We start from the raw sequence: 18,835 nt of genomic DNA, 5'->3' as shown, positions 1-18,835 counted from the left end.
CACGCCCTCTGAAGAGGGGCGGTGCCGGAGGTGCCAATTTAGTGCGCGCAACCCCTGGCTTGAACCGCTTTGGTGCTTTTTGCCTTACACAGGCCTGCCAACTTCAATGGAAAATCTGCAAAGTGCGGTGGACACTCTGGTCCACAGCTCCAATACCCTGTTTATCCTGATCGGTGCGGTCATGGTCCTGGCCATGCACGCCGGCTTCGCGTTTCTGGAAGTCGGGACGGTGCGCCAGAAAAACCAGGTCAACGCCCTGTCGAAGATCCTCAGCGACTTCGCCATCTCCACCCTGGCCTATTTCTTTATAGGCTATTGGATCTCCTACGGGGTGAGCTTCATGCAACCGGCGGCCGTGATCAGCGCCGACCATGGTTATGGCCTGGTGAAGTTCTTCTTCCTGCTGACGTTTGCGGCAGCGATCCCGGCGATCATCTCCGGCGGTATTGCGGAGCGTGCAAAGTTCGCTCCGCAGTTGTGCGCCACCGCGTTGATCGTGGCGTTTATCTATCCGTTTTTCGAAGGCATGGTGTGGAACGGCAATTTCGGTTTGCAGGCCTGGTTGCTCAAGACGTTCGGCGCCAGCTTCCATGACTTTGCCGGCTCGGTGGTGGTGCATGCCATGGGCGGCTGGCTGGCGCTGGCGGCGGTGCTGCTGCTGGGCCCGCGCAATGGGCGCTACCGGGAAGGGCGCCTGGTGGCGTTTGCGCCGTCGAGCATTCCGTTCCTTGCGTTGGGCTCGTGGATCCTGATTGTCGGCTGGTTCGGCTTTAACGTGATGAGCGCGCAGACCCTGGACGGCGTCAGCGGCCTGGTGGCGGTGAACTCGCTGATGGCCATGGTCGGCGGCACCGTCGCCGCCCTGGTGATCGGCCGCAACGACCCAGGCTTCCTGCATAACGGTCCGTTGGCCGGGCTGGTGGCGATCTGCGCGGGTTCCGACCTGATGCATCCGGTGGGCGCGCTGGTCACCGGTGTGGTTGCGGGCGGGCTGTTTGTGTGGTGCTTTATCGCCGCCCAGGACCGCTGGAAGATCGACGATGTGCTGGGGGTGTGGCCACTGCATGGCCTGTGCGGTGTATGGGGCGGGATTGCCTGCGGCATCTTTGGGCAAAAGGCGCTGGGGGGATTGGGCGGCGTGAGTCTGATCAGCCAATTGATCGGTACGGGGCTCGGTGTGGTCGTCGCGTTCGGCGGCGGCCTGCTGGTGTATGGCGTGATCAAGCGCGTACACGGGCTGCGCCTGAGCCAGGAGGAGGAGTATTACGGCGCAGATCTGTCGATCCACAAGATCGGTGCGGTCAGTCAGGATTGATAGGCGCCTCTTCGTCGGTGCTCGGGTGCGTGTAGAAACCGTGCAGCAGGCGATAGCGGTTATGCCGGACTTCATCGACCCGCGCCTGCACCTGTTGGTCCGGCAGGCCCAGCAGGATCAAGGCGTGGGAGGCGAGCATCAGGCTTGACTCCAGCAGCTCGGGCACCACTTCGCTGGCGCCCGCGGCTTTCAATTCAGCCCACTGGCTGTCATCGCGGGTGCGCACCAGGATCGGCACGTCGGGGTTGATATGGCGGGCTTCCTTGAGCACCGCCAGGGCCACATCACTGTTGTCCACGGCAATCACCACCAGGCGCGCCCGTTCCAGGCCCACGGCACTGAGCAAGGCGCCACGGCGACAGTCGCCGTAATGCACGCTGCTGTCTTCGGTGGCGGCTTCCTGGACCCGTTCCGGGTCGTCATCCAGGGCGATAAACGCCTGTTGCTCATTGCGCAGAAAGCGCCCGATGGATTGCCCGACCCGGCCATAGCCGCAGATGACCGCATGCCCGTGTAATTGGGCGTTGAGGGCGGCAATTTCTTCAAGTTGTACCTGTTGGTTGGGCTTACGATGCAGGCGCAGGGCAATCGCCGGCGCGGCGCGCAACAGCAGTGGCGTCAACAGCATCGAACAGAACGTGGCGGCGAGCAGCAGACCGTTGAATTCATCGGGTATCAGCCGGCTCTGTTGCATCTGCGCCATCAGCGCAAAACAGAACTCACCGCCCTGGGCCAGGGCCAGGCCGCTGCGCCAGGCGGTTTCACTGTCGCTGCCGCGCAGCTTGACCAGCGCAGCCACCACACTGCCTTTGATCAGCATCAGCGCGAGGGTCATGCCGAGGATCAACAGACTGTGGCTGACGAACAACTGCAGGTCGATAAGCATGCCGATGCTGACGAAAAACAGCCCCAGCAGGATGTCGCGGAAGGGCCGGATATCCGCTTCGATCTGATGGCGGTAATGGCTTTCGCCCAGCAGCATGCCGGCCAGGAAGGCACCGAGGGCAGGGGAGAGGCCCAGCAGATGCGTGAGCCAGGCGGTCAGCAAGACGATCACCAGCGCCAGCAGCACAAACAGCTCCGCCGAATGGGAAGCGGCGACCTCATGAAACAAGCGCGGCAATAACCAGCGGCTGGCGAGCAACAGGCCCACGAACAACACCACGGTTTTGCCCAGCGTCAGCGGCAACGCCCAGTACCAGGCCTGTTCGCTGCTGCCGGCGAACACCGGCACCAGCGTCAGCAGCAACACCGCCACCACATCCTGGAACAGCAACACACCGATCGCGTTCTGGCCATGGCTGCTGAAGATTTCGCCGAGGCTGGTCAGTTCCTTGCTGACGATCGCCGTGGACGACAGCGCCAGCCCCGCACCCAGCAACAAGGCGATGCCCGGTGCCACACCGAAGGCCATCAACAGGCCCCCCAGCAGCACGCTGCACCCCAGCACCTGCAAGCTGCCGAGGCCAAACACCACGCGGCGCAGGGCGAGCATCCTGGTCAGGGAAAACTCCAGGCCCAGGGAAAACAGCAGGAACACCACGCCCAGTTCGGCAAGGTCGGGCAGCTCTTCGCTGTCATTCACCCAGTCCAGGGCAGTCGGCCCTACGGCCAGGCCCACGCACAGGTAGCCCAGCACGGGCGGTAGTTGCAGCCGGCGAAACAGCGCAATCACCACCAGGGATGAGGCCAGAATGATCAGCAGGTTGGCGAACACAAGCATCTCCGTTGCAGGGTGAGCGGGCAAAAAGCCGCGAGAATCGCTGAATCAGTTATAGGCCATGGTGATCTGGGTCAGGGTTTATTGTGGCCGGCAGGTTTCCGGGGAGCGAACGCTGTACCTGTGGCGAGCGGGCTTGCCCCGCGTTGGGCTGCGAAGCGGCCCCAAAACAAGCACCGTATTTCTGTCTGAAGGAGCGCGGTGGCACTACCGGGGCCGCTTCGCGCCCCAACGCGGGGCAAGCCCGCTCGCCACAGGTTTTTGTGAGGATTAGAATGCTTGTCTACTTACTGATCAGGGCCATTCGTCATGCTTCCTGAATGCCAGTTGTTCGGCACCCTGGGTTGCCATCTTTGTGAAATTGCCGAAGCCGAAATCATGCCGCTCGTCGAACGCGGGTTGCTGGTCGAGTTGGTTGATATCACCGACCCCGACGACCTGACCGACGCCTATGGCCTAAGGATTCCGGTGCTTCGGCGGGTGGACACGGGGGCTGAACTGGATTGGCCCTTCGATGCGGATCAGGTTGTCGCCTTCCTGCGCTGACGTTTATGCGATGGCGGGTTTCCGAATATTACGTTACTGTATGTTTGTACAGCGATTGAATAGAGGGAACGCCCGTGGTGAATGTTGAACAACTGAAAAGCAGCGTCAATCGCATGTCTGCCGATGTCGTGCGCGACGCGGTGAACGAGCTGCGCCTCGACGGCCTGGTCACGGAAGGCAAGACGCCGTTTAACAAAGTGCATTTCAATACCTGCTTTGCCGAGATCGAGGCGTTGTTCCAGCGCGCCGGTTATCACAAGCAGCTCGATGTGGTGGGTTACCAGGGCCTGTTGTACGCGCTTTACGATCCCGGCCGCTGGGAAGCGGTGGACGTGCTGCGCTGGCTCAAGGAGTTCACCGAGGCGGCGAGTGCTTCGCCGATCCTGCGCGCGGAATTGGCCAAGGCCTGAGATCCGCCCTAGGTTTCATCCCGCTTGATGCGGGATAATGCCCGCCTGTTTTTTCAAGGCTTCGAGCATGTCCACATCCGCTTTTTCCGCGTCCCAGCACCAAGCCAGCACCCTGTACCTGCCACCTGGCCGCTGGGCTACGGTGCTGGAGTGCCTGTGCGAGCACTTTGCGGCGATCAGTCGCGAACAGTGGCTGGACCGCATCGCCCGTGGGCGGGTGCTGGATGTCACTGGCACCCCGATCCCCCTGGACCTGGCCTACAGGGAAGGCCTGTGCATCTATTACTTCCGTGAAGTCCCCAACGAAAAAGTCATCCCGGTGCAGGAAAGCATCCTCTACGCCGATGAGCACCTGGTGGTGGCGGACAAACCGCACTTCCTGCCCGTGACCCCGGCCGGCGAGTACGTCGAGCAAACCCTGCTGCGCCGCCTGATTCGCCGCCTGGACAACCCGGCGCTGGTGCCCCTGCACCGCATCGACCGACACACCGCCGGGCTGGTGCTGTTCTCGGCCAACCCGGCCAGCCGTTCGGCCTATCAGCGGCTGTTTCCCACGCGCCGGATCGATAAATTCTACGAAGCCATCGCCCCGGCTTTGCCTGGCCTGACGTTCCCGTTGGTACACAAAAGCCGCCTGGTGGATGGCGAACCTTTCTTCCGCATGCAGGAAGGCCCCGGTGCCAGCAACACCGAAACAGCGGTGGAGGTGCGGGAAAAGAACGGCGACTTATGGCGCTACGGCCTGTTTCCCGTGACCGGCAAGAAACACCAGCTGCGTGTACACATGACCGCGCTGGGGGCGAGCATCTGCAACGATCCGTTCTATCCGGACGTGATCAAGGATGCGGTCGATGATTACGCCAATCCCCTCAAGCTGCTGGCCCAGGGCGTGCGGTTTATCGACCCGGTCACCGCTGAAGAACGCCGGTTTCGAAGCCTCATCACCCTCGACTGGTAACCCCCGGAAACGACAAGGCCCGCGCGAGGCGGGCCTTGTGTGCAAGCGCTGAGGCTTACAGGTCTTTAACGGTGCGAACCTGATCTTTGTTGATGCGGGTTCGCTTGCCATCAAGCTGTTCGAATTCGTAGAAACCCGAATCTTCGTTGTATTTCGGGGTGTCGACGGCCTGGATTTCGCGACCGTCATTCAGGGTGATCACTGTCGGCGAGGCGCAACCGGCGAGGGTAGCCAGGCCCAGTGCAAGCATGAGAGCGGCGATGGTCCGTTGAGTCATGGGTGTTGTCTCCAAGAGAATACTTTTTGATTGCTGACCTTGAGACGTGTGAGACGTCGCCAAAGTTCCTTGTGCGAAGGTTCATTCTGACACGTCAGACCTTGGGCGCAACAGCTCTGGTGTATTCAGGTTGGCCAGGCGCGGGTCATCGGTTGGGCATTCCACGCCCACGCCGCCCAATTGCAGGAGGATCTTTCGCGGGCTGCGTTCACCGGCATGCCAGGCCTGTTCTACCTCGGTTCGCAGGCCGATGGGGAGGATGCAGATCAAGGGTTCCCAGAATTCACCGTGGCGCACCATCACCGGCAACAAGGGATGGCGTTGTGCGGTTTCACGCAGGTCGGCGAGGAGTCGAGCGTCGATATGGGGCACATCGCACGGCAGGATCAGCAGGTGCCCATGGCGCGCGGCGGCCAGTCCTGCGCGGATACCTGCCAGCGGCCCGGGAAAATCCGGGCTGTCGTCGCTTACCAACTGGTCGGCATAGGCGGCGTACTGCGCCTGGTTGCGGTTGCACGAGATGATCAGGTCATCGGTCAGTGGCCGTACCAGGCGCTGCACGTGTGCGATCAAGGGCAGGCCGTGCCAATCCAGCAGGCCTTTGTCCTGGCCGCCCATGCGCTGGCCGCGGCCACCGGCCAACAGCAGGATCGAACAGGGCAGGGGGATTGAGTCGAGTGGCATGTGGGTTCCGCGCAGGCAGCTGAACAGGGGCCTGTGATATAACATCGGGCCGTTCCTTCGACAACCGGACCGTGCCATGAAAGCCAAGGCCGATGCACCCTTCGTACCCCTGAATATCGCGGTATTGACCGTCAGCGACACCCGCACCCTGGACACCGACACCTCGGGCCAGGTCTTCGTCGACCGCCTCACCGCCGCCGGCCACCACCTGGCCGAGCGCGTGCTGCTCAAGGACGACCTCTACAAGATCCGCGCCCAGGTCGCCCACTGGATTGCCGAAGACGTGGTGCAAGTGGTGTTGATCACCGGCGGCACCGGCTTCACCGGCCGCGACAGCACCCCCGAAGCGGTCGGCTGCCTGCTCGACAAACAGGTCGACGGCTTTGGCGAACTGTTCCGCCAGATCTCCGTGGCCGACATCGGCACCTCCACCGTGCAATCCCGCGCCCTGGCCGGCCTGGCCAACGGCACCCTGGTGTGCTGCCTGCCGGGCTCCACCAATGCCGTGCGCACCGGTTGGGATGGCATCCTCGCCGAACAACTGGATAACCGTCATCGCCCCTGCAACTTCGTGCCGCACCTGAAGCTGGCCGAACCCTGTGAATCCCGTGGGTAAGCCCGGCAAGACCGGCGCCCTGATGCCGGTAGAACACGCCCTGCAACAGCTGCTGGCGATGGCCGAAGCCGCGCCGATCCGCGAGCAGCACGTGCTGCCCCTGGCCGAGTGCGACGGCCGTGTATTGGCCCAGGATCTGGTCTCCACCCTCGACCTGCCGCCCTGGCCCAACAGCGCCATGGACGGTTACGCCGTGCGCCTGGCGGATTGGACCGGTGAACCCTTGCCCGTCAGCCAGCGTATTTTCGCTGGCCAGGCGCCGCAGCCGCTGGCGGCCGGCACCTGTGCGCGCATCTTCACCGGGGCGCCGGTACCGGAAGGCGCGGACTGCGTGGAAATGCAGGAAAACGCCGTGGTCCACGCCGATGAGCGCGTGAGCTTCAGCGAACCGTTGCAGCCCAACCAGAACATCCGCCCCCAAGGCCAGGAAACCACCGTCGGCGAGCGGGTGCTCACGGCCGGTACGCGCCTGGGCCCGATCGAGCTGGGCCTGGCGGCTTCCCTTGGCCGTGATCGGCTGGACGTGATCCGCCGCCCGCGTGTCGCGGTGTTGTCCACCGGCGATGAACTGATCGAGCCCGGTTTGCCCCTCGGTCCGGGCCAGATCTACAACAGCAATCGCCGCGTGTTGTGTTCCTGGCTTGAGCGCATGGGTTGCGAAGTCATCGACGCAGGCATCCTGCCGGACGACCTGGAGCAGACCCGTTCGCGCCTGGCAGGCTTGAGGGCGGTTGATCTGATTTTGTCCACGGGCGGTGTGTCGGTGGGCGAGGCGGATTTCCTTGGTATTGCCCTGCGCGAAGAGGGTGAGCTGGCGTTATGGAAGCTGGCGATCAAGCCGGGCAAACCCCTGACTTTTGGTCATTTCCGTGGCGTGCCGGTGATCGGCCTGCCGGGCAATCCGGCCTCGACCCTGGTGACCTTTGCGCTGTTGGCGCGCCCCTACTTGCTGCGCCGCCAGGGTGTGGCGGACGTGGAACCGCTGCGTTTCGACGTGCCGGTGGGGTTCACCTGGCCCAAGCCGGGCAACCGCCGCGAGTATCTGCGCGGGCGCATCGAACAGGGCAAGGCGATCATCTACCGCAACCAGAGCTCCGGCGTGCTGCGCAGCGCGGCGTGGGCGGAGGGGTTTGTGGAGGTGTTGGAAGGGACGACGCTGGACATCGGCGATCGAGTCAATTTCATCCCTCTGAGTGAAGTCTTGAATTGACCCCCAATCCAAATGTGGAAGGGGGCTTGCCCTGATGCCAGTCAGTTAAGCGTACATCGCCTCCTGTAGGAGCGAGCTTGCTCGCGAAAAACGTCAACGATAACGCGTTCTTCCTGAATGAACGCGGCGCCTGTGAGTTTTTCGCGAGCAAGCTCGCTCCTACAAAAAGCCTTAGGGCAAGCCCCCTCCCACATTTGAACCTGTATATGCCTGTGGCTATTCAGTAATCGTCGCCACGCTCCGTGACATCCCGCTCCACCGGCCGCGCATCCGGGTCATAGCCCACCGGGAACTTGCCCTTCAACGTCCAGGCAAACGCAATGATCTCGGCGATGGTGCGGTACAACTCCTCCGGGATACTGTCGCCCAGTTCCATGCGTGCCAGCAGTTTCACCAGCTCGGCATTTTCATAGATCGGCACTTCATTTTCCCGTGCCAACTTGAGGATGGCTTCGGCCAGGGCATCGTCGCCCTTGGCGGTCAGGGTCGGCGCTTGCTGGCCGTCGTACTTGAGGGCAATCGCCTGGCGCGGCGGGTTGGCGTTGTTCATGCGGTTTCATCCACCCAGCGTTGTTCCAGTCCGGTTTTCGGCCCGCGTGGCGGGGTGCCGAGGTGGCAGTCCAGGTCGCCGACATTCAGCCCTGACGACACCAGGCGCTCGCGCAGGCTGCCCAAATGGCTTTCGATCAGGCTGGCAGTGAAAGGTCGGGTTGCCCACAGTTGGCTGGACAGCTTGCCCTGAGTCAGCTGCGCCTGGACCTGCAACGGCCCCAGGGGCTCCATGTCGAAGGCCAGTTCGACGCGCCAGAGCATCTGTTTGGGCTCCTTGGAATCCTTGCGTTCGGGCTGGTCCTTGTCCGGCGCCGGCTCTTCGCGCTGGAACTTGACCTGCAACGGCACGATGTCCTGCAGGGTGCGCATGGGGATCTCCAACTGCCAGGTGGTTTGCAGGCGGCCATCGGCGGTGGTGCCGGTTTGCTCCAGGCTCGACAGCTGGTGGCTCTGCAAGCGGGAAATGGCCCCGGCGGCCAGGCGCAGCAGGTTTTCCAGGTCGCCTTCGCCCTCCAGTTTTGCCATCAGCCGCTCCGGCAGTGGGAAGCTGACCGGTGCTTGCCGCGCGCCGACCTGGCCGAGGGTGCCCAACGGGCTGCGCACGAAGTTGGGCAGCACCTGGGCCAGGGTGTTGGCGGCAAGAATGGCATTCAGGTTGGTGCTGGCGGGCAAGGCAGGCAGCAGGTCGGCGACCAGGCGCAGCAGCGCGCCCTTCATATCCAGCGGTGGCACCTGCGGGTTTTGCCCGGCGAGTAACTTGGCTTCAAGAAAGGCGCCGCTGTTCTGGATCACCTGGGCCAGCACCTTGGGGTTGCTCACCTGTGCCAGGTCGGGCAAGGCCGCCAGCAAACGGTCGGCGGCGGCGCGCAGGTCGGCGGAGGTGCTGTCGCCGCGGGGCAGATTTTGCAACGCCTTGAACACCGCATCCAGGGAGCCCTGGCGACTTTGCTGGGTCGACAATTGCTGGGTGACGGCCAGTTGATCCTTGAGCCCGCTCAACGGCACAAAATTCAGGGTTTGCGCGTTCTGCACCACGGCGCTGAGCAAGCTGCCCACGCGCAACGGTTGCGGGCTTTCCAGTGTCAGGGTCGCGCCGGCCAGGGCGCTATTGAGTACGGTCACCAACGAACGGTAGATCGCCGGCTGCGCGGTGCCTTGGGGCAGGGCCTGGGTGGTCAGCACCTTGGCCTGCAGCAGGGTGCCTTCCGGCATCCTGGCCGTATCGATACGGGTGAGGGCGGCAACGTTGGCGCTCAGGGCTTGTTGCAGGCTGATGGCCAGGTTGCCTGCGGGCGTCTGGCTCACAGCCACATTGCTGCCCAACGGCAAGGGTTGTGGGCTGCTGGCTTGCACCAGCGTCTGGCGGCCGCCTTCAAGGGTCAGCTTGAGCAACAGCTGAAACGCCTCGCCGCCTTGTTTCAGGGCGAGCACCTCGGCATTCACGGTTTTGCCCGGGTCGATCAGCCCGATCTGCGGCTCCAGCAGTTTCAGCAGCGCCCCGGGCGCAGGCGCAGGGCTTTGCCCGGTTGCCGGGGTGGGAGGAAGCGTAGGAAGGTTGATCTCGCCGGTCATCGTGCGCATCGTCTCTGGGAAATAGCCCTCTTTAGCGTAGGGCATCGCATGTATAATGCCGCGCGTCTGCAAAGAGAGCGGTAAAAACCTCACAACTATTTGATCCAGCTCTCTAAAATCGGTCGCCAAAGCCGTTATTGTGCTTCTTTCTATAACGGCCGCTGCACCGCCGACTTGAACCGTAAAGGCCCGCGATCTCTTGACCAGCCCTCTTCTTGAAGCCGTAGCGCTCTCCTGTGAACGCGACCTGCGCCTGCTGTTCGAGCACCTCGACCTGCGGGTGGCGGGCGGCGACATGGTGCAGATCAGCGGCCCCAACGGCAGCGGCAAGACCAGTTTGCTGCGCCTGCTGGCCGGCTTGATGCAGCCCACTGTCGGTGAAGTCCGACTGAACGGCAGGCCGCTCAACGAACAACGCACCGAACTGGCACGCAACCTGATCTGGATCGGCCACGCCGCCGGCATCAAGGACGTGCTCACCGCCGAAGAAAACCTCAGCTGGCTCAGCGCCCTGCATCATCCCGCGACCCGCGACGCCATCTGGCAGGCCCTGGCCGCCGTCGGCCTCAAGGGGTTCGAAGACGTGCCCTGCCACACCCTGTCCGCCGGCCAGCAGCGCCGCGTGGCCCTGGCGCGCCTGTACCTGCCTGGCCCGCCGCTGTGGATTCTCGACGAACCCTTCACCGCCCTCGACAAACAAGGCGTCACCCAATTGGAACAGCACCTGGCGCAGCACTGCGAGCAGGGCGGCCAGGTGGTGCTCACCACCCACCACACCCTGGCGCGCATGCCCGTCGGTTACCGCGACCTCGACCTGGGGCGGTGGTCGGTATGAGTGTGTTTGCCCTGTTGGTCGCCCGCGAAGCGCGGTTGCTGTGCCGTCGCCCGGCCGAACTGGCCAACCCGCTGGTGTTCTTTGCCATCGTGATCGCATTGTTCCCGTTGGCGGTCGGCCCGGAGACTAAACTGTTGCAAACCTTGTCGCCGGGACTGGTGTGGGTCGCGGCGCTTTTGTCCGTCCTGCTCTCGCTGGACGGGCTGTTTCGCAGTGATTTCGAAGACGGTTCCCTCGAGCAGTGGGTCCTTTCGTCGCACCCCCTGCCACTTCTGGTCCTGGCCAAGGTACTGGCACACTGGGCTTTTTCCGGCCTGGCGCTAGTCTTGCTCTCGCCACTGCTGGCGATGATGCTCGGATTGCCCGGCGAATGCCTGCCGATCCTGCTGCTGAGCCTGCTGCTCGGCACCCCGGTACTCAGCCTGTTGGGGGCGGTGGGTGCCGCGTTGACCGTCGGCTTGAAACGGGGTGGCCTGTTACTGGCCCTGTTGATTCTGCCTTTGTACATCCCGGTACTGATCCTGGGCAGCGGCGCGTTGCAAGCCGCGCTCATGGGCATGCCGGCGACCGGTTACCTCCTGTGGCTTGGCAGCCTGACCGCCCTGGCGGTAACCCTGACACCCTTTGCTATAGCCGCCGGCCTGAAGATCAGCGTCGGTGAATAATGAGGTCTGACTGGGCGGTATACGCATAGTCAGTAAAGACCCTACGCTTCTTGCCAAGACAAGAAGCAACCGTGATGGAAACAGCAATGAACTGGACCTGGTTTCACAAGCTCGGCTCGCCCAAATGGTTCTACGGCATCAGTGGCAGACTGCTGCCCTGGTTCAGCATCGCCGCCGTGTTGCTGATCGGCATCGGCCTGGTCTGGGGCCTGGCCTTTGCACCGCCGGACTACCAGCAAGGCAACAGCTTTCGCATCATCTACATCCACGTGCCTGCCGCGATGCTGGCCCAGTCCTGCTACGTGATGCTGGCGGTGTGCGGCGTCGTCGGCCTGGTGTGGAAGATGAAACTCGCGGACGTCGCCCTGCAATGCGCCGCGCCCATCGGGGCGTGGATGACCGCCGTGGCGCTGGTCACCGGTGCGATCTGGGGCAAACCCACCTGGGGCTCGTGGTGGGTGTGGGATGCGCGACTAACGTCGATGCTGATCCTGCTGTTCCTGTACTTCGGTCTTATTGCCCTGGGCAACGCGATCAGCAATCGTGACAGCGCCGCCAAGGCCTGCGCGGTGCTGGCGATTGTCGGCGTGATCAACATCCCGATCATCAAGTACTCGGTGGAGTGGTGGAACACCCTGCACCAGGGCGCCACCTTCACCCTCACCGAAAAACCGGCAATGCCCGTGGAAATGTGGGCACCGTTGCTGCTGATGGTGCTGGGGTTCTACTGCTTCTTCGGCGCCGTGCTGCTGATGCGCATGCGCCTCGAAGTGCTCAAGCGTGAAGCCCGCGCCAGCTGGGTCAAGGCCGAAGTGCAAAGCTGCCTGGGAGCGCGCGGATGAGTTTTGCTTCTTTCAGTGATTTTCTCGCCATGGGCCACCACGGCCTGTATGTCTGGACGGCCTATGGCATCTGCCTGGCCGTGCTGGCCCTCAACGTCGTCGCGCCGATCCTGGCCCGCAAGCGTTACCTGCAACAAGAGGCGCGTCGTCTGCGCCGGGAGACCGAAAAGTGAATCCGCTGCGTAGAAAGCGTCTGTTGATCATCCTTGCCATCCTGGCCGGCGTCAGTATTGCCGTGGGCCTTGCGATGAGCGCCCTGCGGGAGAACATCAACCTGTTCTACACCCCGACCCAGATCGCCAACGGCGAAGCGCCGCTGGACACGCGCATCCGTGCCGGCGGCATGGTGGAGAAGGGCTCGCTGAAGCGTTCCGGCGACTCCCTCGACGTCACCTTCGTGGTTACCGATTTCAACAAGGCCGTGACCATCACCTACCGCGGCATCCTCCCGGACCTGTTCCGCGAAGGCCAGGGCATCGTCGCCCTGGGCAAGCTCAACGCCGACGGCGTGGTGGTGGCCGATGAAGTGCTGGCCAAGCACGATGAGAAATACATGCCGCCGGAAGTCACCAAGGCCTTGAAAGACAGCGGCCAGTCCGCACCCACCCCCGCCAAGGAGGGCTAAGTGATGACGTCTGCATTGTTTATTCCGGAACTGGGCCAGTTGGCGATGATCCTCGCCCTGTGCTTTGCCATCGTCCAGGCGGTGGTGCCGTTGCTCGGTGCCTGGCGCGGTGACCGCCTGTGGATGAGCCTGGCGCAGCCGGCGGCCTGGGGCCAGTGTGCGTTCCTGGTGTTCGCGTTCGGCTGCCTGACCTACGCCTTTATGACCGACGACTTTTCCGTCGCCTATGTAGCGAATAACTCCAACAGCGCCTTGCCCTGGTACTACAAGTTCAGCGCGGTGTGGGGCGCCCATGAAGGTTCGCTGCTGCTGTGGGCGTTGATCCTCGGCGGCTGGACCTTCGCGGTGTCGGTGTTCTCGCGCCAGTTGCCGCAAGTCATGCTCGCACGGGTGCTGGCGGTGATGGGCATGATCAGCATCGGCTTCCTGCTGTTCCTGATCATGACCTCCAACCCGTTCACCCGCATCCTGCCGCAGATCCCGGCGGACGGTCACGACCTCAACCCGCTGCTGCAGGACATCGGCCTGATCGTGCACCCGCCGATGCTCTACATGGGCTACGTGGGTTTTTCCGTAGCCTTTGCCTTCGCCATCGCCGCCTTGCTCGGCGGGCGCCTTGATGCGGCCTGGGCGCGCTGGTCGCGGCCGTGGACCATCGTCGCCTGGGCGTTCCTCGGCATCGGCATCACCCTTGGTTCGTGGTGGGCCTACTACGAACTCGGCTGGGGCGGCTGGTGGTTCTGGGACCCGGTGGAAAACGCGTCCTTCATGCCATGGCTGGTCGGCACTGCACTGATTCACTCCCTGGCCGTCACCGAAAAACGCGGCGTGTTCAAGAGCTGGACCGTGTTGCTGGCCATCGCGGCATTTTCCCTCAGCCTGCTCGGCACCTTCCTCGTGCGTTCGGGCGTGTTGACCTCGGTGCATGCGTTTGCCTCCGACCCGGAGCGCGGTGTGTTCATCCTGATCTTCCTGCTGTTTGTGGTCGGCGGCTCCCTCACCCTGTTCGCCCTGCGCGCACCGGTGGTCAAGAGCCAGGTCGGCTTCAACCTGTGGTCGCGGGAAACCCTGCTGCTGGGCAATAACCTGGTGCTGGTGGTGGCCGCGTCGATGATCCTGCTCGGCACCTTGTACCCCTTGGTGCTGGATGCCCTGAGCGGCGCCAAGCTGTCCGTCGGCCCGCCGTACTTCAACGCGTTGTTTATTCCGTTGATGGGCCTGTTGATGGGGGTGATGGCGGTCGGTGTGCTGGTGCGCTGGAAGGACACCCCGGTCAAATGGCTGGCCGGCATGTTGATGCCGGTGCTGCTCGGCAGCGTGGCCCTGGCCGTGGTCGCCGGTATCGCCTATGGCGACTTCAACTGGGCGGTGCTCGCCACCTTCCTGCTCGCCGCCTGGGTACTGCTGGCCGGTGTGCGTGACATCGTCGACAAGACCCGCCACAAAGGCCTGGTCAAAGGCCTGCCGACCCTCACCCGCAGCTACTGGGGCATGCAGATCGCCCACATCGGCATCGCCGTGTGCGCCCTCGGCGTGGTGCTCTCCAGCCAGAACAGCGCCGAGCGCGACCTGCGCCTGGCGCCGGGCGAGTCCATGGACCTGGCCGGTTACCAGTTCATCTTCGAAGGCGCCAAGCACTTCGAAGGGCCGAACTTCACGTCAGACAAAGGCACCGTGCGCGTAGTGCGTAACGGTAAAGAGATCGCCGTGCTGCACCCGGAAAAACGCCTGTACACCGTGCAGAGTTCGATGATGACCGAAGCCGGTATCGACGCCGGTTTCACCCGTGACCTCTACGTGGCCCTGGGTGAACCCCTGGGCGAGGGCGCCTGGGCCGTGCGCGTGCATGTGAAACCGTTCGTGCGCTGGATCTGGTTCGGTGGTTTGCTCACCGGCTTTGGTGGTTTGCTCGCGGCACTGGATCGCCGGTATCGGGTCAAGGTCAAGAGCCGGGTGCGTGAAGCGCTGGGCCTGCAAGGAGCGGCGGTATGAAGCGTTGGTTGATGGTCGTGCCGCTGGCCCTGTTTCTGGTAGTGGCGGTATTCCTGTATCGCGGCTTGTACCTGGACCCGGCCGAGCTGCCCTCGGCGATGATCGGCAAGCCGTTCCCCGCGTTCAGCCTGCCGACCGTGCAGGGTGACAAGACCCTGACCCAGGCCGACCTGCTCGGCAAACCGGCGCTGGTCAACGTGTGGGGCACCTGGTGCATCTCCTGCCGCGTCGAGCACCCGGTGCTGAACAAGCTGGCCGAGAAGGGCGTGGTGATCTACGGCATCAACTACAAGGACGACAACGCGGCGGCCTTGAAGTGGCTGGCGGAGTTCCACAATCCCTACCAGCTGGATATCCGTGATGAAGACGGCAACCTTGGTTTGAACCTCGGCGTGTATGGCGCCCCGGAAACCTTCTTCATCGATGCCAAGGGTGTGATCCGCGACAAATACGTCGGCGTGATCGACGAAGTGGTGTGGCGCGAGCAACTGGCCGCCAAGTATCAGGCGCTGGTCGACGAGGCCAAGCCATGAAGCGCCTGTTAGCCGCTGCCGTGCTGGCGCTGGGCTTGGCCGGGGTGGCCCACGCTGCCATCGACACTTACGAATTCGCCAAGGACAGTGACCGCGAGCGTTTCCGCGAACTGACCAAGGAGCTGCGCTGCCCCAAGTGCCAGAACCAGGACATCGCCGACTCCAACGCGCCCATCGCCGCCGACCTGCGCAAGGAAATCTTCCGCATGCTGGGGGAGGGCAAGGACAACCAGCAGATCATCGACTTCATGGTCGACCGCTACGGTGATTTCGTGCGCTACAAACCGGCCCTCACCGGCAAGACCGCGTTGCTCTGGTTCGGCCCCGCCGGGCTGCTGCTGGCCGGCGTGGTGGTGATGGCCGTGATCGTCCGCCGTCGCCGCGCCGCGCCTACCGATGGTTCCGACGCGCTATCCCCCGAAGAGCGTAAACGCCTCGACCAATTGCTGGACACCAAGACTGATGATTGATTTCTGGCTCGCAGCCGGCTTGCTGCTTCTGATTGCCCTGAGTTTCCTGTTGATCCCTGTGTTGCGTGGCCGCCGCGCCCAGCGTGAAGAGGATCGCACCGCGCTGAACGTGGCGCTTTACCAAGAACGTGTGGCCGAGCTGCAAGTGCAGCAGGACGAAGGTGTGCTCGACGCCGCGCAGCTCGACAGCGGCCGCGCCGAAGCCGCCCGCGAGCTGCTGGCCGACACCGAAGGCGTGGAAAAGCCCCGCGAATCGCGCCTGGGCAAGCCGCTGCCGTTGCTCGCCGCCATCCTTGTGCCGGTGCTCGGCCTTGGCCTGTATATGCATTTCGGTGCCAGCGACAAGGTTGAACTGACCCGCGAGTTTTCCCAACCGCCGGTGTCCATGGAAGACATGACCCAGCGCCTGGAACGCGCCGCCGCCGCCCAACCGGACTCGGCGGAAGGCCTGTACTTCCTCGGTCGCGCCTATATGGCCCAGGATCGTTCCGCCGATGCCGCCAAGGTCTTCGAGCGTACCGTGGCGCTGGCCGGGCGCCAGCCGGAACTGCTCGGCCAGTGGGCCCAGGCGCAGTACTTTGCCGACAACAAACAGTGGTCGCCCAAGGTCCAGGCGCTGACCGACGAAGCCTTGAAGCTTGACCCGAAGGAAGTCACCAGCCTCGGCCTGCTCGGTATCGCCGCGTTCGAAGGCCAGCGTTATCAAGAGGCAATCGACTACTGGAAGCGTCTGCTGGCCCAGTTGCCGCCGCAAGACAGTTCCCGTGTCGCGTTGCAAGGTGGCATCGACCGCGCAGCCGAGAAGTTGAAAGAGAGCGGCGGCACCGTCGCCCCGGCGCCTGGAGCGGTTCTTAAAGTGCGCGTGGATTTGTCCGCGGATGTTAAGGCCAAATCCCTGCCTACCGACAGCGTATTTATCTTCGCCCGCGCCGTCAGCGGCCCGCCGGCACCCTTGGCGGCCAAGCGCGTCACCGTTGCCGAGTTGCCTGTCACCGTCGAACTCGGCGATGCCGACGCGATGATGCCGCAGTTGAAACTGTCCAACTTCCCCGAAGTCCAACTGGTTGCGCGCATATCCCGGGCCGGTCAACCGACCACCGGCGAGTGGATCGGCCGCAGCCAACCCTTGGCCAGCACCACCACTGCACTGCAGCAGCTGACCATCGACAGTCCGGACAAGTAATTTCGAGGAAACGCCCATGACCGCATTTGCACGCATCACCCTGCTCAGCCTGGTACTGGGCCTGAGCGCCTGTGCGGTCCACCGCCCACCGCCTGCGCCGACCGGCCCGACCATCCCGCCGTCAGGCCCTTCGACCCAGCCGAGCACCAAGCCCTCTGGCCCGGTGACCCCGCCGCCGAAGCCACTGCCGACCAAATCGCCCACCTTCGCCCCACCACCGGGCGCCGCCAGCCACTGGGACGGCAAGATGCAGGTGTACGTGCTCGACGACCAGCCCGACACCTTCTACCGCCAGCGCACCTACTACCGCTGGAGCAACGGCTGGAGCCGCTCCATCAGCCCCAACGGACCCTGGGAAGACACCGACGTGCAAGGCGTGCCGCCGGGATTGAGCAAGCAGTACGCGCAATGACAAAAGGCGATCTTCGAGTCGCCTTCTTCATGCCTGTGAAACCCATTCTTCCAGACACTGGAGGGCAAATGTAGGAGGGGGGCTTGCCCCCGATAGCGGTCTTTCAGTTGATTAATGCCTGACTGACCTCCCGCTATCGGGAGCAAGCCCCCTCCCACAGGAGATCTCCTCGGCCATCAAGCCACAGTACACTCCCGCTCCAGTGCCGCACCCCCTAACAACTGCGCAATCTCAACCATCCGTACCACCGCTAGCACCTGCTTGCGGCTTGAATCATCTTCAAATGGGGCGATGTTGGCTCTGGAAGATTTTGAATTGAAGATACTTCCGGCTATCTCGCCCTTTGAAACGGACTGAATCACCGCAACACGCGACTTTCAAAAAACCTCACCAACCCGTCAGGGTTGAGTAAGCACTACGCCCAGAAAATATTGAGGCGGCGCGCACTTCGGTAATGTGGCCGCTGCCGAGGGATTGCTGGATATACTTTCCAGTGTGGGGCCAAATCGCCATTGGCCTGCGCGCCGACCTGGCCCAAGCCAGGAGTCGCGCAGGGCTTCCCGTGGTGCAACACGTCTGGCGACAAGCGAAGAGGGTGTTTTGATGGCGGGCAGGTTGATCTATCTCATCGGGCCATCGGGTTCGGGCAAGGACAGCCTGCTGGAGGCTGCACGCCCGCGGTTGGCCGAGCGCGGTTGCCGGATTGTGCGCCGCGTGATCACGCGCTCGGCGGAAGCGGTGGGCGAGGCGGCCCAGGGCGTCAGCCCGGAGCAATTCGCCGTGATGCAGGCCGAGGGTGCGTTTGCCCTCAGCTGGCACGCCAACGGGTTGTCCTACGGCATCCCCAAGGTCATCGACGAATGGCTGGCAGCGGGGGAGGACGTGCTGGTCAATGGTTCTCGCGCGCACCTGGCGCAGACCCGCGAGCGCTACCCGGATGTGTGGGTGCTGTTGCTGGCGGTGGATCAAGCCGTATTGCGCCAGCGCCTGGTGGCGCGGGGGCGTGAGGCCCAGGCGGATATCGAGGAGCGTCTGGCGCGCAATGCACGGTTCACCGCCGAACTGATCGCCGGCAATGGCTCGGGGTTGTTTGTGCTGGATAACTCCGGGCCACTGGAACACACGGTCGAGCGCCTGCTGTGTTGCCTGAACCAGGGGCATTGCGTATGGGCCTGACCCTGCCTGCACCGGTGACGTGCGGGGCATGTCAAGCGGCGAGATCCTGACATGCAGCGAATTCGGCGGAAAACCTTAAGTGCATGTATCTGGGTGAGGCCGGATTTGGTGTAGTCAAATCAGCACGGTTTTGTAGGATTATGTTTTTTTCCTGAAAATCCAATAAGTTTTTTTGCGCGAAAGTGTGTGTTCAGTTGTTTAAATTGCAAGTGGTTTAGTGCCTGTCTTAGCGCATGTTGCGC

At 63.2% G+C, this 18,835-nt stretch carries 22 protein-coding genes and 1 pseudogene; 18 read left to right on the top strand and 5 right to left on the bottom strand.

The genetic code is table 11. The features are described from left to right. Window positions 1-106: 106 nt before the first annotated feature. Window positions 107-1,315, top strand: coding sequence for an ammonium transporter (locus PspCFBP13509_RS27405; protein ID WP_065924455.1), 1,209 nt, complete (start codon window positions 107-109; stop codon window positions 1,313-1,315). Here the strand turns inward: PspCFBP13509_RS27405 and PspCFBP13509_RS27400 are convergent. Then, window positions 1,302-3,038 (bottom strand): cation:proton antiporter, encoded by a 1,737-nt coding sequence (locus tag PspCFBP13509_RS27400; RefSeq protein WP_137212966.1) that lies wholly within the window; start codon window positions 3,036-3,038, stop codon window positions 1,302-1,304. The genes PspCFBP13509_RS27405 and PspCFBP13509_RS27400 overlap by 14 nt on opposite strands. 306 nt (window positions 3,039-3,344) lie before the next feature. Between PspCFBP13509_RS27400 and PspCFBP13509_RS27390 the strand changes: the two genes are divergently transcribed. From PspCFBP13509_RS27390 to PspCFBP13509_RS27380, 3 genes are all read left to right on the top strand, one after another. Then, window positions 3,345-3,581 carry a glutaredoxin family protein gene (locus PspCFBP13509_RS27390; protein ID WP_027607016.1) on the top strand — a complete coding sequence of 79 codons (237 nt, stop codon included), beginning with the start codon at window positions 3,345-3,347 and terminating at the stop codon, window positions 3,579-3,581. Between the two features lie 74 nt (window positions 3,582-3,655). Continuing rightward, window positions 3,656-3,991, top strand: a complete 336-nt coding sequence (locus PspCFBP13509_RS27385; protein WP_010565034.1) for a hypothetical protein — start codon at window positions 3,656-3,658, stop codon at window positions 3,989-3,991. Between the two features lie 67 nt (window positions 3,992-4,058). Beyond that, window positions 4,059-4,949, top strand: a complete 891-nt coding sequence (locus tag PspCFBP13509_RS27380; protein ID WP_137212965.1) for a pseudouridine synthase — start codon at window positions 4,059-4,061, stop codon at window positions 4,947-4,949. 55 nt (window positions 4,950-5,004) lie between these two features. Here the strand turns inward: PspCFBP13509_RS27380 and PspCFBP13509_RS27375 are convergent, their stop codons facing one another. Both PspCFBP13509_RS27375 and mobA read right to left on the bottom strand, forming a co-directional pair. Beyond that, complete coding sequence (locus PspCFBP13509_RS27375) at window positions 5,005-5,226, bottom strand: YgdI/YgdR family lipoprotein (protein WP_010211805.1); 222 nt, start codon at window positions 5,224-5,226, stop codon at window positions 5,005-5,007. Between the two features lie 81 nt (window positions 5,227-5,307). After that, window positions 5,308-5,910, bottom strand: coding sequence for a molybdenum cofactor guanylyltransferase MobA (gene mobA, locus PspCFBP13509_RS27370; RefSeq protein WP_137212964.1), 603 nt, complete (start codon window positions 5,908-5,910; stop codon window positions 5,308-5,310). A 76-nt stretch (window positions 5,911-5,986) separates the two neighbouring features. On the opposite strand from mobA, the gene moaB reads away from it, so the two are divergent. Further along, complete coding sequence (gene moaB, locus PspCFBP13509_RS27365; RefSeq protein ID WP_027607019.1) at window positions 5,987-6,526, top strand: molybdenum cofactor biosynthesis protein B; 540 nt, start codon at window positions 5,987-5,989, stop codon at window positions 6,524-6,526. After that, entirely contained in the window at window positions 6,510-7,736 is a 1,227-nt protein-coding gene (locus PspCFBP13509_RS27360; RefSeq protein WP_137212963.1) for a molybdopterin molybdotransferase MoeA, read from the top strand. Before moaB ends, PspCFBP13509_RS27360 begins: the two co-directional genes overlap by 17 nt. A gap of 220 nt (window positions 7,737-7,956) precedes the next feature. Here PspCFBP13509_RS27360 and PspCFBP13509_RS27355 read toward each other — a convergent pair whose 3' ends face one another. Next, window positions 7,957-8,286 carry an EscU/YscU/HrcU family type III secretion system export apparatus switch protein gene (locus tag PspCFBP13509_RS27355; RefSeq protein ID WP_027607021.1) on the bottom strand — a complete coding sequence of 110 codons (330 nt, stop codon included), beginning with the start codon at window positions 8,284-8,286 and terminating at the stop codon, window positions 7,957-7,959. After that, window positions 8,283-9,860 carry a flagellar hook-length control protein FliK gene (gene fliK / locus PspCFBP13509_RS27350; protein ID WP_074845171.1) on the bottom strand — a complete coding sequence of 526 codons (1,578 nt, stop codon included), beginning with the start codon at window positions 9,858-9,860 and terminating at the stop codon, window positions 8,283-8,285. Before fliK ends, PspCFBP13509_RS27355 begins: the two co-directional genes overlap by 4 nt. A 199-nt stretch (window positions 9,861-10,059) precedes the next feature. On the opposite strand from fliK, the gene ccmA reads away from it, so the two are divergent. The 12 genes and pseudogenes from ccmA to phnN all read left to right on the top strand — a co-directional run bounded on the left by ccmA (window position 10,060) and on the right by phnN (window position 18,593). Continuing rightward, a complete protein-coding gene (ccmA, locus tag PspCFBP13509_RS27345; RefSeq protein ID WP_137212962.1) occupies window positions 10,060-10,695 on the top strand; it encodes a cytochrome c biogenesis heme-transporting ATPase CcmA in 636 nt (211 codons plus the stop codon). Beyond that, window positions 10,692-11,360 carry a heme exporter protein CcmB gene (ccmB, locus tag PspCFBP13509_RS27340; protein ID WP_065924458.1) on the top strand — a complete coding sequence of 223 codons (669 nt, stop codon included), beginning with the start codon at window positions 10,692-10,694 and terminating at the stop codon, window positions 11,358-11,360. Before ccmA ends, ccmB begins: the two co-directional genes overlap by 4 nt. An 86-nt stretch (window positions 11,361-11,446) precedes the next feature. Continuing rightward, window positions 11,447-12,202: a heme ABC transporter permease gene (locus tag PspCFBP13509_RS27335; RefSeq protein WP_065924459.1), complete on the top strand. Its 756-nt coding sequence runs from the start codon at window positions 11,447-11,449 to the stop codon at window positions 12,200-12,202. Continuing rightward, on the top strand, window positions 12,199-12,375 hold the full coding sequence (gene ccmD, locus PspCFBP13509_RS27330) for a heme exporter protein CcmD (protein WP_065924460.1): 177 nt from the start codon (window positions 12,199-12,201) through the stop codon (window positions 12,373-12,375). Before PspCFBP13509_RS27335 ends, ccmD begins: the two co-directional genes overlap by 4 nt. Then, on the top strand, window positions 12,372-12,827 hold the full coding sequence (ccmE, locus tag PspCFBP13509_RS27325) for a cytochrome c maturation protein CcmE (protein ID WP_027607026.1): 456 nt from the start codon (window positions 12,372-12,374) through the stop codon (window positions 12,825-12,827). Before ccmD ends, ccmE begins: the two co-directional genes overlap by 4 nt. A 3-nt stretch (window positions 12,828-12,830) precedes the next feature. Continuing rightward, a complete protein-coding gene (locus PspCFBP13509_RS27320; protein ID WP_074844683.1) occupies window positions 12,831-14,819 on the top strand; it encodes a heme lyase CcmF/NrfE family subunit in 1,989 nt (662 codons plus the stop codon). Next, window positions 14,816-15,352, top strand: coding sequence for a DsbE family thiol:disulfide interchange protein (locus tag PspCFBP13509_RS27315; RefSeq protein ID WP_010211784.1), 537 nt, complete (start codon window positions 14,816-14,818; stop codon window positions 15,350-15,352). Before PspCFBP13509_RS27320 ends, PspCFBP13509_RS27315 begins: the two co-directional genes overlap by 4 nt. Continuing rightward, entirely contained in the window at window positions 15,349-15,822 is a 474-nt protein-coding gene (locus PspCFBP13509_RS27310; protein WP_065924463.1) for a cytochrome c-type biogenesis protein, read from the top strand. The genes PspCFBP13509_RS27315 and PspCFBP13509_RS27310 overlap by 4 nt, the downstream gene beginning before the upstream one ends. After that, a complete protein-coding gene (gene ccmI / locus PspCFBP13509_RS27305) occupies window positions 15,815-17,005 on the top strand; it encodes a c-type cytochrome biogenesis protein CcmI (protein WP_137212961.1) in 1,191 nt (396 codons plus the stop codon). Before PspCFBP13509_RS27310 ends, ccmI begins: the two co-directional genes overlap by 8 nt. 16 nt (window positions 17,006-17,021) lie before the next feature. Continuing rightward, on the top strand, window positions 17,022-17,417 hold the full coding sequence (locus PspCFBP13509_RS27300) for a hypothetical protein (RefSeq protein WP_074844687.1): 396 nt from the start codon (window positions 17,022-17,024) through the stop codon (window positions 17,415-17,417). 499 nt (window positions 17,418-17,916) lie between these two features. Next, window positions 17,917-18,021, top strand: a pseudogene (locus PspCFBP13509_RS32305) (PhnM protein); the annotation flags it as partial. After that, window positions 18,021-18,593: a phosphonate metabolism protein/1,5-bisphosphokinase (PRPP-forming) PhnN gene (gene phnN / locus PspCFBP13509_RS27290; protein WP_065924466.1), complete on the top strand. Its 573-nt coding sequence runs from the start codon at window positions 18,021-18,023 to the stop codon at window positions 18,591-18,593. The pseudogene PspCFBP13509_RS32305 and the gene phnN, both read left to right, overlap by 1 nt. The last annotated feature ends 242 nt before the right edge of the window (window positions 18,594-18,835 follow it).

Origin of the sequence: Pseudomonas sp. CFBP13509 (assembly GCF_005233485.1) — a bacterium.
GTDB lineage: Bacteria > Pseudomonadota > Gammaproteobacteria > Pseudomonadales > Pseudomonadaceae > Aquipseudomonas > Aquipseudomonas marginalis.
Note: the sequence above shows the minus strand (reverse complement) of the source record. Positions and strands in the feature narration are given on the sequence as shown.